A 13,155-nucleotide genomic window follows, 5' to 3' on the forward strand; every position below is an offset into this window, starting at 1 on the left:
AATGAAAAAAGAAACCCCGAAGCAATTCGGGGTTTTGTTTTTTTAAACACACTAAAAACTGACCGCACTTTTCCTTTTCTTTTCTAGCGATTTACACGCTTTTCGGGTACAATCCGCCAGTTAAATTCTATGACTTTTGAATGAGAAAACTGACTTATTTATGAAGAATATTCGCAACTTTTCTATTATTGCCCATATTGACCACGGTAAATCTACCTTATCTGATCGTTTAATTCAAACCTGTGGGGGGCTGTCGGATCGTGAAATGGAAGCGCAAGTACTCGATTCTATGGATTTGGAGCGCGAACGCGGAATTACCATCAAAGCACAAAGCGTGACCCTGAACTATAAAGCCAAAGATGGCGAAACCTATCAACTGAATTTTATCGATACGCCAGGACACGTTGACTTTTCTTATGAGGTATCTCGCTCTCTTGCGGCTTGTGAAGGCGCATTATTGGTGGTAGATGCCGGACAAGGTGTGGAAGCCCAAACCTTGGCAAACTGTTATACCGCCATCGAAATGAACTTGGAAGTGGTGCCGATTTTAAACAAAATCGACTTACCGGCAGCCGATCCTGAACGTGTTGCGGAAGAAATTGAAGATATCGTGGGAATTGATGCCATGGAAGCCGTGCGTTGTTCGGCGAAAACCGGCGTCGGCATTGAAGACGTATTAGAAGAAATTGTTGCTAAAATTCCTGCACCGGAAGGTGATCCGAATGCGCCATTACAGGCATTAATTATTGACTCTTGGTTTGATAATTATTTGGGCGTGGTGTCTTTGGTTCGCATCAAAAACGGTACGTTACGCAAAGGCGACAAAATCAAAGTGATGTCCACCGGCCAATCGTATAACGTCGATCGTTTAGGGATTTTTACGCCGAAACAAGTGGATACCACTGTATTAAATTGCGGCGAAGTTGGTTGGGTCGTTTGTGCCATTAAAGATATTTTAGGCGCACCGGTAGGAGATACCTTAACGCTACACAATAATCCGGCAAGTTCCGTTTTACCGGGCTTTAAGAAAGTTAAACCACAGGTTTACGCCGGATTATTCCCGGTCAGCTCTGATGATTATGAAGCATTCCGTGATGCGCTTGGTAAATTAAGTTTAAATGACGCCTCCTTGTTCTATGAACCGGAAAATTCCACCGCACTTGGCTTCGGTTTCCGCTGTGGTTTCCTTGGGCTGTTGCACATGGAGATTATTCAAGAACGTTTGGAGCGTGAGTACGATTTAGATTTAATCACGACGGCACCAACCGTGGTCTATGAAGTGGAATTAACCAATGGTGAGGTAGTCTATGTAGACAGTCCGTCAAAACTGCCACCGTTAAACAATATTGCTGAAATTCGTGAACCCATTGCGGAATGTAATATGCTATTGCCACAAGAATATCTCGGCAATGTGATTACCCTTTGCGTTGAAAAACGTGGCGTGCAAACCCATATGGTTTATCACGGCAATCAAGTGGCGCTGACTTATGAAATCCCGATGGGCGAAGTGGTGCTGGATTTCTTTGATCGTCTGAAATCCACCTCGCGCGGTTATGCGTCTTTAGATTACGGCTTCAAACGTTTCCAAACGGCAGATATGGTGCGCGTGGATATTATGATCAATGGTGATCGTGTAGATGCGTTAGCGTTAATTGTACATAAAGACAATGCACCGTATCGCGGTCGAGAGTTGGTAGAAAAAATGCGTGAACTTATTCCACGCCAACAATTTGATATCGCGATTCAAGCCGCGATAGGCAACCACATTATCGCCCGTTCCACCGTGAAACAATTACGCAAAAACGTGTTGGCAAAATGTTATGGTGGTGATGTCAGTCGTAAGAAAAAATTGCTACAAAAACAAAAAGAAGGTAAGAAACGAATGAAACAACTCGGCAATGTTGAAGTGCCGCAAGAAGCATTCTTAGCCATCTTACACGTAGGAAAAGACAAATAAGGAAAGTATTAATGTCGAACGTATTTACGATTATTTTAATCGCTGTCGGATATGGTTTGTGGAAAGTATTGGATCATTTTCAGTTACCCAATACCTTTTCTATTTTGCTCATTATTTTTACCGCACTTTCCGGTGCTGTTTGGTGTTATTTGCGTTTTGGCGTGTTACCAAAACGCGCCAGACAAATTGCGCGCTTGGAGCAACGCGGTGGCAAACCGCTAAACGAAGAGGAAAAAACTCAAATTGAACCGATTTCAGAAAGTTCTGAATTTGTCGCGTCTTTGTTTCCGGTATTAGCTTTTGTATTGATTGTGCGCTCATTTATTTTCGAGCCATTTCAAATTCCCTCTTCTTCTATGGAACCCACATTGCGTATTGGCGACTTCATCTTAGTCAATAAATTTGATTACGGTATTAAAGATCCTATTTTCCAAAATACCCTTGTGAAAATGGGCGAGCCGCAACGTGGTGATGTGATTGTGTTCAAAGCACCTGAATCACCAAGCACAGACTATATAAAACGTATTGTCGGCAAACCGGGTGATCGCGTGATTTATAATGAAGCTAATCGTCATTTAACCTTGGTTTACGCCAAAGACGGTAAAGAGTGTTTGACAGATTGTGATATCAAAGAATTTAGCTATACCCAACCTGAACCTAATGACAATTTCCGTTTTATTTTAGGGCGAGATCACAGCGGAAAAGTGCAATATGGTCCGGCGCCGTTGGAGACTGTTGAAACGGGTGATGTGGCACACGCTATCCACTGGTATCCACAGCCGATTAACGAAGGATATCGTTATAAAGCCTTTAGCAAACAAGAAAATTATGTAACAGAATGGGTTGTGCCGGAAGGGCAGTATTTTGTCATGGGCGATAACCGTAACAACAGTGAAGACAGCCGTTTCTGGGGCTTTGTGCCGTCACAAAATATTGTGGGTAAAGCGACCTATATTTGGCTGAGTTTAAAGAAAGAACAGGATGAATGGCCAACCGGCGTTCGCACTGAGCGCTTGTTCCAAAAAATTCAATAATATGCGAGAAGATAACTTAGATCGTTTACAACGAAAAATTGGCTATCATTTCGAAGATGTTGCCTTGCTTAAGCAAGCACTTACCCATCGTAGTGCTGGGCATAATCATAATGAACGCTTAGAGTTTCTAGGCGATGCCATTTTGAATTTAACCATCGCGGAAGCGTTGTTTCATCAGTTTCCAAAATGCAATGAGGGTGAGTTGAGCCGGATGCGCGCGACTTTAGTGCGTGAGCCGACCTTAGCCATTCTTGCCCGTGATTTTCAATTGGGTGATTATTTATCACTTGGGCAAGGCGAGTTAAAAAGTGGCGGTTTTCGCCGTGAATCTATTTTGGCGGATTGTGTTGAAGCGATTATCGGGGCTATTTCACTGGATAGTAGCTTAAGTCATGCGACACAGATCGTGAATCGTTGGTATCAAACGCTTCTTGAAACGATTAAACCGGGCGACAACCAAAAAGATGCTAAAACCCGTTTACAGGAATATTTACAAGGTAATCGCCAACCGTTACCCACTTATCATGTGGTAAGTATTCAAGGGGAAGCCCATAACCAATTATTTATCGTGGAGTGTTCCATTTCAGATAATGACCGCACTTTTATCGGTAAAGGTTCCAGCCGTCGTAAAGCAGAACAAGCGGCAGCAGAGCAAATTCTTCAAGAGTTAAATATCAAATGACAGAACAACTTGAAACGTATTGTGGTTTTATTGCTATTGTAGGTCGTCCGAACGTAGGGAAATCCACCTTACTGAATAAAATTCTCGGACAAAAAATTTCTATTACATCGCGCAAAGCGCAAACGACCCGCCATCGTATTGTGGGCATTAAAACCGAAGGCCCGTATCAGGAAATTTATGTAGATACGCCGGGGCTACACATTGAGGAAAAACGGGCTATCAACCGCTTAATGAACCGTGCTGCCAGCAGTGCGCTCACCGATGTGGATTTAGTCATTTTTGTGGTGGATGGTACTCATTGGAATGATGACGATGAAATGGTGCTTAACAAACTGCGCAAAACCAATGTGCCGGTTGTACTTGCCATTAATAAAATCGATAACATTAAGAATAAAGACGATTTATTGCCATTTATTACGGAAATCAGCAGTAAATTTACCTTTACCGACATCGTGCCGATTTCTGCTGAAAAAGGGAATAATTTAGAGGTGATTGAGAACATCGTGCGTCAATCTTTGCGCCCGGGTGTGCACCATTTCCCGGAAGATTATGTCACCGATCGTTCGCAACGTTTTATGGCATCGGAAATTATTCGCGAAAAATTAATGCGCTTTATGGGGGAGGAATTACCTTATTCTGTGACCGTGGAAATCGAGCAATTTAAGGTGAACGAGCGCGGAACTTATGAAATCAATGCCTTAATTTTGGTTGAGCGTGACGGACAGAAAAAAATCGTCATTGGCCATAAAGGGGAAAAATTGAAAAAAATCGGTACGGAAGCCCGTTTAGATATGGAGCGTTTATTTGATAATAAAGTCCATTTAGAACTTTGGGTGAAAGTGAAATCCGGCTGGGCGGACGATGAACGTGCCTTACGTAGCCTGGGATATATGGAAGAGTAATGTAAAAAAGGTGAGCAACGGGCTCACCTTTTTTATCTTTAAAGTGCGGTGAAAAATCAAATTGTTTTCTGACCGCACTTTTATTTTTTAGAGATTTCTTAATTTATTCGAGTAGAGCACTAAGCATAACGCGATTACCATAATTAAAATGGCGCCGGCAAAGAGAAGTGTGTCTACGGAACTTTCATGATTGACGATGATTAAACGCAACATGGCAGTGATACCGGCATAAATAAAATAACGCAGAGGGAAATGGTAGCCACTTTTGAAATATTGCACGATAAGACCGATAAAACCGAAATATAAGAAAAACATGACCGCTTGTTCAGCAACGTTATAAGGCACAATAGTTGAGGTATTTAAGACCATCATTGCCAAAGAATACGTAATTTTGACGAGGGCGATAATAAGTACAACGGCTAACGCAATTAACGCAGAGCTTAAAACGATTTTTAATATTCCAGTGACGACTTGGGGGAGTTTTTCTAATTGTTGGGATTCTTCCATAGTTTGCTTTCCTTCATTTTATAACGAGATTCAAAGGCTGCGTATTCTAAAACAAGAGAGGATAAGGGTAAATAGATTTGACTAGCGAGAAATATCGGATTTTTTAACCGCACTTTTATAAAAAGAAAGGCTGACATTTGTCAGCCTTTTTGTTTCATTGTTAATTATTTGATTACACCGCAGGCCATACGTGCACCGCCACCACCAAGTGGAGCCGGGTGGTCAGAGTGGTTGTCGCCGCCAGCATGGATCATGATGGAATGGCCACGAACCTCATCAAGGTGTTTAAGGCGTGGCGCAAGAACCGGATTGGTGGCTGTGCCATCATGTAATACGGTTAATGCCGGTAAATCACCTAAGTGAGCGTCATCTTGCCATGGATAGCCATGTTGTTTTGTGCCTTTAGGATCCCAGTGACCGCCAGCGCCTAAGCCCGCAGTGAGTTTTCCTTCTTTTTCTTTGGGTTCACAACTTGGATTTTCATGAATATGGAAACCATGTAATCCTTCGCTTAATCCTTGTAAATTCGGGGTAAACACTAAACCATAATTGGATTCGGTAATGGTAACGGTCCCCACATCTTTATTACCGTTTACCGGATCAAGTTGTTGTACTTTCACTTCAATGGAAGCACCGGCAGGTGCCATATGGTCGTGTTTGTGTTCATGCGCATTGGCGACAGCGCTCGCACAGATTGCGCTGATGCTTACGGCTAAGAGCGTTTTAAATTTCATTTATGTACTCCTTTTATGTTAAAAGTCTTTACTATTCTAACTAAAATGAGGCATAAATCGAATGTTTTTTAAGAAGTTATTGGCTATTAAAGTTATTTGGCATTTTTATCTAACAGGGTTTTATCTTTTTCTTTCATCAAAATAGGATTGATTTATAATAGGAATAGTTACGATTTCATTTAGGAGGAATACGATGGCGAAAGAAGAAGTGGGTCATAATTTTTTGGCACGTCTAGGTAAAACCCGTTTACGTCCGGGCGGTCGCAAAGCAACAGAATGGTTAATTGCAAGCGGTGACTTTAATAAAGAGAAAAAAGTCCTCGAAGTGGCTTGTAATATGTGTACCACTGCCATTGGCTTGGCAAAACAATATGGTTGTCAGATTGAAGGTGTTGATTTAGATGAAAACGCCTTGGAAAAAGCCAGAGCCAATATTGCTGCAAATAATTTACAGGATAAAATCCATGTGCAACGTGCCAATGCGATGAAATTGCCTTTTGAAGACAATACGTTTGACATTGTGATTAATGAGGCGATGCTCACCATGTTGCCTGTTGAAGCCAAAATGAAGGCCGTTGCCGAATATTTTCGTGTATTGAAACCGGGTGGCTTTTTGCTGACGCACGATGTGATGTTAGTAGGAGAGGATCATAAAACGATTTTGGAAAATATGCGCAATGCCATCAATGTGACGGTCACGCCATTAACCAAAGACGGTTGGAAACAAGTGTTTTTAGACAGTGGTTTTCGTAATATCGAAACCTTTTCCGGTGAGATGACACTGTTGTCGCCAAAAGGGATGATCTATGATGAAGGCGTGTTAGGCACATTGAAAATTATTAAAAATGCCATGAAAGCAGAAAATCGTGAGCAGTTTAAGCGAATGTTTAGCACCTTTAATGACCCTGAGCATAAATTGCATTTTATTGCGGTTTGTAGTCAGAAGTGATTGACTTTTTTGAGATTAGCCTCTAAACCGGAGGCTAATTTTTTATAACAATTCAATTTTTCCTGACTCGATCTTAAAAGTGCGGTGCTTTTTTGGTTGCATTTCTTTGAGCTGGTTTTGTGTAATAGCGCTGACAAAAACTTGGGAGCCACTGTTTTGTAAGCGTTCGGCAAGGAGACTACGTTTAGTTTGATCCAGTTCTGAGGCAAAGTCATCAATGAGAAAAATACAATGGCGCTGTTTTTGTTGCATCAAATGTTCACCTTGAGCCAAACGCAGTGCGCACATTAATAATTTCAACTGACCGCGCGATAAAATATCTTCCACCGGCAATCCATTGGCCTTAAAGCGGAAATCTGCTTTTTGCGGACCGGAAACCGTATAGCCTAATGTGCGATCCCGTTCAAAATTACGTGCCAATAATTCGGCATAATTTTGATCTTTTTCCCACCCTTGATGAAAGCTCACACTAATGTCCAGTTCCGGCAGGAATAGACGGCAGGTTTGTTCAATTTCAGGTTGTAGGGCTTGCGCATATTCAGTTCTGAGCAGGCTTACCTGTTCGGCAAGTTTTACCAATTCTACGTCCCAAATTTTCATTTGTTGATAACTTGAAACTTGCTGTAAGGCAGCATTTCGTTGTTTGAGTAAACGACTTAAACTCGCCCACAGAGTATAAAAACTCACGTGATGATGAAATAAGCCCCAATCCAGAAAGGCGCGACGATAGCTTGGGCCACCATTGAGCAAATTTAAACCTTCCGGCGTGATGATTTGCATGGGCAATAAGTGTGCTAGGTCGGAAATTTTATTACCGTCTTCGCCATTGATTTTCACGAGCGTGTTGCCTTGGCGTAGTTTTTGCAAGCCGACTGACCACTGATGTTGCTGTTCTTGAATTTGTCCGAAGAGGGTAAAGTGCGGTTGAGCGTAGGAGATAATCCGATTACTGACCGCACTTTTAAAAGAGCGTCCGTGACCTAAATAGAAAATGGCTTCCAGTAAGCTGGTTTTGCCACTGCCGTTGTTGCCGACCAAAAAGTTAAAGCCGTGATCCAATTCCAGATCCACGGCTTGTAAATTACGAAAATTTTCAACGGTTAAACGTGAAATCGCCATACATTATAAGCGCATCGGCATAATCACATATTCTGCGCTGGCGTCTTCACAATCTTCAATTAAGCAGCTGGAAGAAGCATCGGTTAAGCGCATACGCACTTGATTGCATTTCAACGCATTTAACACATCAAGAATATAGCTGACGTTAAAACCCACTTCCATTTCTTCGCCACTGTAAGAGACATCGATAATTTCTTCTGCCACCTCTTGTTCCGGGTTGGTAGCGGTGATTTTAAGTTGGTTTTCACTGAGTTGTAAGCGTACGCTACGGAAACGTTCGTTAGATAAAATTGCAGCGCGTACAAAGGCTTGTTTTAAGATTTCCCAACTCGCTTCAACGATGCGGGTTGCATTGCGTGGCAACACACGACGATAATCAGGGAAACGACCGTCAATGAGTTTTGATGTGAATGTGATGTTATTTAATTGAATACGTAGGTTATTTGTGCCGATTTGCAAACGCGCCGGTTGATCGCTTGGTTCCAACAAACGTGCCAGTTCTAGCACGCCTTTACGCGGTAAAATCACTGAATGAGTCTGTAAATCTTGTTCTAATGGAATAGTACAAACCGCTAAACGATGCCCATCGGTTGCAACAGTGCGTAATAAATTACCTTCCGTTTCAAATTTCATACCATTTAAGAAATACCGTGCGTCCTGGTTTGCCATAGAAAATTGCGTGGCTTCAATCAAACGGCGTAGCGTCGCTTGCTCAAGCGTGAAATCCACTTCTGATTGCCAATCTGTGAGATTTGGATAGTCTTCTGCCGGTAAGGTGGATAAATTAAATTTACTGCGATCTGAGCGCACAATGGCGCGATCTTCTTCAAATGTGACGGTAATTTCCGCATTGTCCGGTAAACTACGGCAAATATCTAAGAATTTTTTAGCAGGAATTGTAAATTTACCGTCTTGTTCCGCATGAAGTAATGGCGTTTGGGTTGAAAGTTCCACTTCTAAATCCGTACCGGTAATGCTTAATTGATTATTCTCAATTTGCAATAAGACGTTATTTAATACCGGAATATTCGGACGACTATTCAATACGCCACACACTTGTTGCAACGGTTTTAATAAATTTTCTCGGGAAATAATAAATTGCATCTGGTGACTCCTATACGGATAAAGTTCGGATTAAGTTAGCCCAATCTTCTTGAATATTCGGATCTGTGTCGCGGAAACCTGCAATCGTGCGACAGGCGTGTAAAACAGTTGTGTGATCGCGGTCACCGAAGGACTTGCCAATTTCCGGTAGGCTGCGGTTAGTTAATTCTTTTGCCAGCGCCATTGCTACTTGGCGTGGACGAGCCACTGAGCGGGAGCGATTTTTGGATTTTAAATCGGACACTTTTATGCGGTAATATTCAGCAACCACTTTCTGAATATTGTCTACGGTCACCAGTTTATCTTGTAATGCCAACATGTCTTTTAAAGTTTCTCGTACAAAATCAATGGTGATCGGTTCGCCCTTAAATTCCTGCATCGCTTTTACCCGGTTTAAGGCGCCTTCTAATTCACGCACATTGGTGCGTAATTTTTGACCGATGAAGAATGCCACATCATGAGGTAAATCCACGTTATTTTCTTCCGCTTTTTTCATCAAAATGGCAACACGGGTTTCAAGATCAGGTGGTTCAATGGCTGTCGTAAGCCCCCAGCCGAAGCGGGATTTTAAGCGCTCTTCAATTTTCTCAATTTCCCGTGGATAACGATCTGAGGTCAGAATGATTTGGCGACCACGTTCAAATAAGGTATTGAAAATGTGGAAGAATTCTTCTTGGGTTTTTTCTTTGTCACTGAAAAATTGAATGTCATCCACTAACAAAGCATCCAAAGAACGGTAAAATTTTTTAAATTCTTCCATTTTGTTGTCACGAATATACGCCACAACCTGCTGTACAAAACGCTCAGAGTGAATATATACCACACGCGCCTCCGGATTATTGGCGATAATGCCGTTGCCGATGGCGTGCAGCAAGTGCGTTTTACCTAAGCCTGTACCGCCGTATAAGAAAAGCGGGTTTGCGGTTTGTTCACCGGGACTATCTGCCACTTTTTGTGCCACTGCGCGCGCCAGTTGGTTAGATTTCCCCTCAACGAAATTTTCGAAAACTAATTTGGTATTTAGATTGGAGTGGTAAGGTGTTTTATTTGTACTTTTTTCTTCCGAAAAACCGACCGCACTTTGTTTTTTTATAGGTTTCTCTACTTTTGGTGAGGTGGGTTTAATGCCTTCAATAACGGATACGCTAAGATTAGGATTTGCACTGGTTTGACGAGCAATATCGGTAATTAAAGGAAGATAGTTATCAATCACCCATTTTTGCACAAAAGCATTTGATGCATAAAGTAAGATGCCATTTGCGCTAGCCTCAGCTTGTAACGGATAGAGCCAGATTTTGAAATCGTCCGTAGGAATTTTATCTTGTAGTTGCAACAGGCAATTTTGCCACAGAGAATTCGGCTGGTGTTCCACGTTAATATATCCCTTGTTAGTTGGTTTATGGTTTTCCTTTGATTACCTTGCCAACCTTTTATCTTATTGTTTTATATAGGTATTGCTTGTTGAGCGGCTGAATTTTCGGCAATAAAGTGCGGTTGGAAGGGTAGCCATTTTACAATAACAGAGGAAAAAGATCTGCTATCTAGCTCTAAAAAAAGCAAAAAAGGTTGCTTGCCATTTTTAGCCAAAACCGTATAATCGCCTCGCTTTTAAATGCTGTGAGTGATGGAAAAATGAACGAGTTTCCGTGTTTTTTCCCTAATCTCATTTGACGAACGCTGAATTTATGATTACAATTCCGTTCCTTATTTTTTGATAATCTTTGTTTATTTAAACGTTTCCCAACGTTTAAAGTAGAAACAGTTACTGAAACTATTTGACTTAGGTACATTATAATGAAACGCACATTTCAACCTTCTGTATTAAAACGTAGCCGTACTCACGGTTTCCGTGCTCGTATGGCAACTAAAAATGGCCGTCAAGTTTTAGCTCGTCGTCGTGCTAAAGGTCGTAAAAGTTTATCTGCCTAATCGCATATTAATGTGGTTAAGCTAAACTTTCCTAGGGAGTTACGTTTGTTAACTCCCGAACATTTTAAATACGTCTTCCAACAGCCGTCCCGCGCCAGTTCACCTGAAATCACTATTCTAGCCCGCAAAAATCACCTTGAGCATCCCCGCTTAGGTTTAACTGTGGCGAAAAAACATCTCAAACGAGCCCATGATCGTAATCGTATTAAACGGTTATGCCGTGAATCTTTTCGTTTAGCACAGCATGACTTACCGAATTATGATTTTGTTGTTGTAGCAAAACAGGGAATCGGCCGCTTAGATAACCGCACTTTATGGCAAACGCTGGATAAATTATGGCAAAGACACATTCATTTGGCGCAAAAATCCTCATTGGATTAATTCGTTTTTATCAAATCGTTATCAGTCCATTAATTGGCCCCCGCTGTCGTTTCACACCAACTTGTTCTTGCTATGGTATTGATGCTGTAAAAACACATGGAGTGCTAAAAGGTGGTTGGCTTACGGTTAAACGTATATTAAAATGTCATCCCTTAAACGCGGGTGGGTACGATCCCGTTCCACCCAAGATCAATAATAACAAAACAGAGAATAAATAATGGATTCAAGACGCGGCCTGTTGGTCATTGCACTACTCTTTATGTCTTTTATTGTTTATCAGCAATGGCAACTTGATTATCACACGCCAAAACCTGTGGCAATTGAGCAAACTGTAACATCCACATCAGATGTTCCTGCTTCTTCTGGGAACAATACGGTCATCGCAACGGATACCCAAGTAAAAGGTAAAGTGATTACCTTAGAAAATGATGTATTCCGTTTGAAAGTTAATACCTTAGGTGGTGATGTTATTAGTTCTGAATTGTTGAAATATGATGCTGAACTAGATTCCAATATGCCATTTGTATTGTTACAAAATACACCGGAACATGTGTATATCGCTCAAAGCGGTTTAATCGGTAAAGATGGTATTGATACGAAAGCTGGTCGTGCTGATTATCAAGTAGAGGGTGAAAACTTCAAATTAGCCGATGGTCAAAACGAATTAATTGTTCCTTTGGTTTATCAAAAAGAGGGCGTGACTTATCGTAAAATTTTTGTCTTGAAACGCGGTGAATATGACATTGCGGTCAATTACGAAATTAATAACCAAAGCGATAAAACGATTGAAGTTGAGCCTTATGGTCAGTTAAGACATACTTTAGTTGATAGCTCCGGTAGTGTGGCGATGCCAACTTATACCGGTGGTGCTTATTCTTCTTCTGAAACTAATTATAAAAAATACAGTTTCAGTGACATGGAAAATGCCAATTTATCAGTGAATACCAAAGCAGGTTGGGTTGCAGTGTTACAACATTATTTCGTTTCTGCTTGGATTCCTAACCAAGATGCCGACAATCAACTTTATACTTTAACAGATAAAGCGAATAATATCGGTTCAATTGGGTATCGCGGTCCGGTTGTTGCGATTCAACCGAATACAACCGAGAAATTAACCAGCAAATTATGGACCGGTCCAAAATTACAAAATGAAATGGGGCAAGTTGCAGATCATTTAGATCTCACTGTGGACTACGGTTGGGCGTGGTTTATTGCAAAACCATTATTCTGGTTGCTGACATTCATTCAACAATTGGTTCACAACTGGGGTGTGGCGATTATCTGTGTTACCTTAGTGGTTAAAGCGATTTTATATCCGCTCACAAAAGCACAATATACCTCAATGGCTAAAATGCGTATGTTGCAACCAAAATTGCAAGAAATGCGCGAACGTTTCGGTGAAGATCGTCAGCGTATGAGCCAAGAAATGATGAAACTCTACAAAGACGAGAAAGTAAACCCATTAGGTGGTTGTTTACCGCTGTTGTTACAAATGCCGATTTTCATTGCCTTGTATTGGACGTTTATGGAAGCCGTTGAATTACGTCACGCACCGTTCTTTGGTTGGATTCAAGACTTGTCTGCGCAAGATCCGTATTACATCCTACCGATCTTAATGGGCGCCTCCATGTTCTTGTTGCAAAAAATGTCTCCGACACCGGTTGCCGACCCAATGCAACAAAAGATCATGAACTTCATGCCGTTAATCTTCATGGTGTTCTTCCTTTGGTTCCCTGCAGGTTTGGTGCTTTACTGGTTGGTATCTAACTTGATCACGATTATCCAACAACAACTGATTTATCGTGGTTTAGAGAAAAAAGGGTTACATACCCGTCATAAAAAATAGTGAAATCTAGA

14 protein-coding genes are annotated in these 13,155 nt (G+C 41.4%); 9 read left to right on the forward strand and 5 right to left on the reverse strand.

The window, feature by feature from the left end:
• Positions 1 to 160: 160 nt before the first annotated feature.
• From lepA to era, 4 genes are read left to right on the forward strand one after another with little or no spacing between them, the layout of a single operon-like run.
• Complete coding sequence (gene lepA / locus ACO5E4_RS00715) at positions 161 to 1,957, forward strand: translation elongation factor 4 (protein WP_295976515.1); 1,797 nt, start codon at positions 161 to 163, stop codon at positions 1,955 to 1,957.
• Positions 1,958 to 1,968: 11 nt separating this feature from the next.
• Positions 1,969 to 2,991 (forward strand): signal peptidase I, encoded by a 1,023-nt coding sequence (lepB, locus tag ACO5E4_RS00720; RefSeq protein ID WP_485861725.1) that lies wholly within the window; start codon positions 1,969 to 1,971, stop codon positions 2,989 to 2,991.
• Position 2,992: 1 nt separating this feature from the next.
• The gene (gene rnc / locus ACO5E4_RS00725; RefSeq protein ID WP_485861726.1) at positions 2,993 to 3,673 is read left to right on the forward strand and encodes a ribonuclease III; all 681 of its coding nucleotides are present in this window, start codon (positions 2,993 to 2,995) and stop codon (positions 3,671 to 3,673) included.
• Positions 3,670 to 4,575, forward strand: coding sequence for a GTPase Era (gene era, locus ACO5E4_RS00730; protein ID WP_485861727.1), 906 nt, complete (start codon positions 3,670 to 3,672; stop codon positions 4,573 to 4,575). The genes rnc and era overlap by 4 nt, the downstream gene beginning before the upstream one ends.
• Before the next feature lie 87 nt (positions 4,576 to 4,662).
• On the opposite strand, the gene psiE is transcribed toward era, so the two are convergent.
• Together psiE and sodC are read right to left on the reverse strand one after the other, a co-directional pair.
• Complete coding sequence (gene psiE, locus ACO5E4_RS00735; RefSeq protein ID WP_314953895.1) at positions 4,663 to 5,082, reverse strand: phosphate-starvation-inducible protein PsiE; 420 nt, start codon at positions 5,080 to 5,082, stop codon at positions 4,663 to 4,665.
• Between the two features lie 164 nt (positions 5,083 to 5,246).
• Positions 5,247 to 5,816, reverse strand: coding sequence for a superoxide dismutase family protein (gene sodC / locus ACO5E4_RS00740; RefSeq protein ID WP_021616302.1), 570 nt, complete (start codon positions 5,814 to 5,816; stop codon positions 5,247 to 5,249).
• 193 nt (positions 5,817 to 6,009) lie between these two features.
• Between sodC and ACO5E4_RS00745 the strand changes: the two genes are divergently transcribed.
• Entirely contained in the window at positions 6,010 to 6,765 is a 756-nt protein-coding gene (locus tag ACO5E4_RS00745) for a class I SAM-dependent methyltransferase (protein WP_296025610.1), read from the forward strand.
• Positions 6,766 to 6,807: 42 nt separating this feature from the next.
• On the opposite strand, the gene recF is transcribed toward ACO5E4_RS00745, so the two are convergent.
• From recF to dnaA, 3 genes are read right to left on the reverse strand one after another with little or no spacing between them, the layout of a single operon-like run.
• Positions 6,808 to 7,884, reverse strand: coding sequence for a DNA replication/repair protein RecF (recF, locus tag ACO5E4_RS00750; RefSeq protein WP_485861728.1), 1,077 nt, complete (start codon positions 7,882 to 7,884; stop codon positions 6,808 to 6,810).
• Positions 7,885 to 7,887: 3 nt separating this feature from the next.
• The gene (gene dnaN / locus ACO5E4_RS00755; protein WP_485861729.1) at positions 7,888 to 8,988 is read right to left on the reverse strand and encodes a DNA polymerase III subunit beta; all 1,101 of its coding nucleotides are present in this window, start codon (positions 8,986 to 8,988) and stop codon (positions 7,888 to 7,890) included.
• Between the two features lie 10 nt (positions 8,989 to 8,998).
• Positions 8,999 to 10,360: a chromosomal replication initiator protein DnaA gene (dnaA, locus tag ACO5E4_RS00760; RefSeq protein WP_485861730.1), complete on the reverse strand. Its 1,362-nt coding sequence runs from the start codon at positions 10,358 to 10,360 to the stop codon at positions 8,999 to 9,001.
• Positions 10,361 to 10,782: 422 nt separating this feature from the next.
• Between dnaA and rpmH the strand changes: the two genes are divergently transcribed.
• From rpmH to yidC, 4 genes are read left to right on the forward strand one after another with little or no spacing between them, the layout of a single operon-like run.
• A complete protein-coding gene (rpmH, locus tag ACO5E4_RS00765) occupies positions 10,783 to 10,917 on the forward strand; it encodes a 50S ribosomal protein L34 (RefSeq protein WP_005539760.1) in 135 nt (44 codons plus the stop codon).
• A 12-nt stretch (positions 10,918 to 10,929) separates the two neighbouring features.
• The gene (gene rnpA / locus ACO5E4_RS00770; protein WP_485861731.1) at positions 10,930 to 11,298 is read left to right on the forward strand and encodes a ribonuclease P protein component; all 369 of its coding nucleotides are present in this window, start codon (positions 10,930 to 10,932) and stop codon (positions 11,296 to 11,298) included.
• The gene (gene yidD, locus ACO5E4_RS00775; protein WP_314953882.1) at positions 11,253 to 11,516 is read left to right on the forward strand and encodes a membrane protein insertion efficiency factor YidD; all 264 of its coding nucleotides are present in this window, start codon (positions 11,253 to 11,255) and stop codon (positions 11,514 to 11,516) included. Before rnpA ends, yidD begins: the two co-directional genes overlap by 46 nt.
• Positions 11,516 to 13,144: a membrane protein insertase YidC gene (yidC, locus tag ACO5E4_RS00780; RefSeq protein WP_314953880.1), complete on the forward strand. Its 1,629-nt coding sequence runs from the start codon at positions 11,516 to 11,518 to the stop codon at positions 13,142 to 13,144. The genes yidD and yidC overlap by 1 nt, the downstream gene beginning before the upstream one ends.
• The last annotated feature ends 11 nt before the right edge of the window (positions 13,145 to 13,155 follow it).

It is taken from the genome of Aggregatibacter sp. (genome assembly GCF_057314075.1).

Excerpts from the sequence above, each read along its gene's own strand:
- lepA (WP_295976515.1), top strand. The coding sequence starts at position 161 with ATGAAGAATATTCGCAACTTTTCTATTATTGCCCATATTGACCACGGT.
- lepB (WP_485861725.1), top strand. The coding sequence starts at position 1,969 with ATGTCGAACGTATTTACGATTATTTTAATCGCTGTCGGATATGGTTTG.
- rnc (WP_485861726.1), top strand. The coding sequence starts at position 2,993 with ATGCGAGAAGATAACTTAGATCGTTTACAACGAAAAATTGGCTATCAT.
- era (WP_485861727.1), top strand. The coding sequence starts at position 3,670 with ATGACAGAACAACTTGAAACGTATTGTGGTTTTATTGCTATTGTAGGT.
- psiE (WP_314953895.1), bottom strand. The coding sequence starts at position 5,082 with ATGGAAGAATCCCAACAATTAGAAAAACTCCCCCAAGTCGTCACTGGA.
- sodC (WP_021616302.1), bottom strand. The coding sequence starts at position 5,816 with ATGAAATTTAAAACGCTCTTAGCCGTAAGCATCAGCGCAATCTGTGCG.
- ACO5E4_RS00745 (WP_296025610.1), top strand. The coding sequence starts at position 6,010 with ATGGCGAAAGAAGAAGTGGGTCATAATTTTTTGGCACGTCTAGGTAAA.
- recF (WP_485861728.1), bottom strand. The coding sequence starts at position 7,884 with ATGGCGATTTCACGTTTAACCGTTGAAAATTTTCGTAATTTACAAGCC.
- dnaN (WP_485861729.1), bottom strand. The coding sequence starts at position 8,988 with ATGCAATTTATTATTTCCCGAGAAAATTTATTAAAACCGTTGCAACAA.
- rpmH (WP_005539760.1), top strand. The coding sequence starts at position 10,783 with ATGAAACGCACATTTCAACCTTCTGTATTAAAACGTAGCCGTACTCAC.
- yidD (WP_314953882.1), top strand. The coding sequence starts at position 11,253 with ATGGCAAAGACACATTCATTTGGCGCAAAAATCCTCATTGGATTAATT.
- yidC (WP_314953880.1), top strand. The coding sequence starts at position 11,516 with ATGGATTCAAGACGCGGCCTGTTGGTCATTGCACTACTCTTTATGTCT.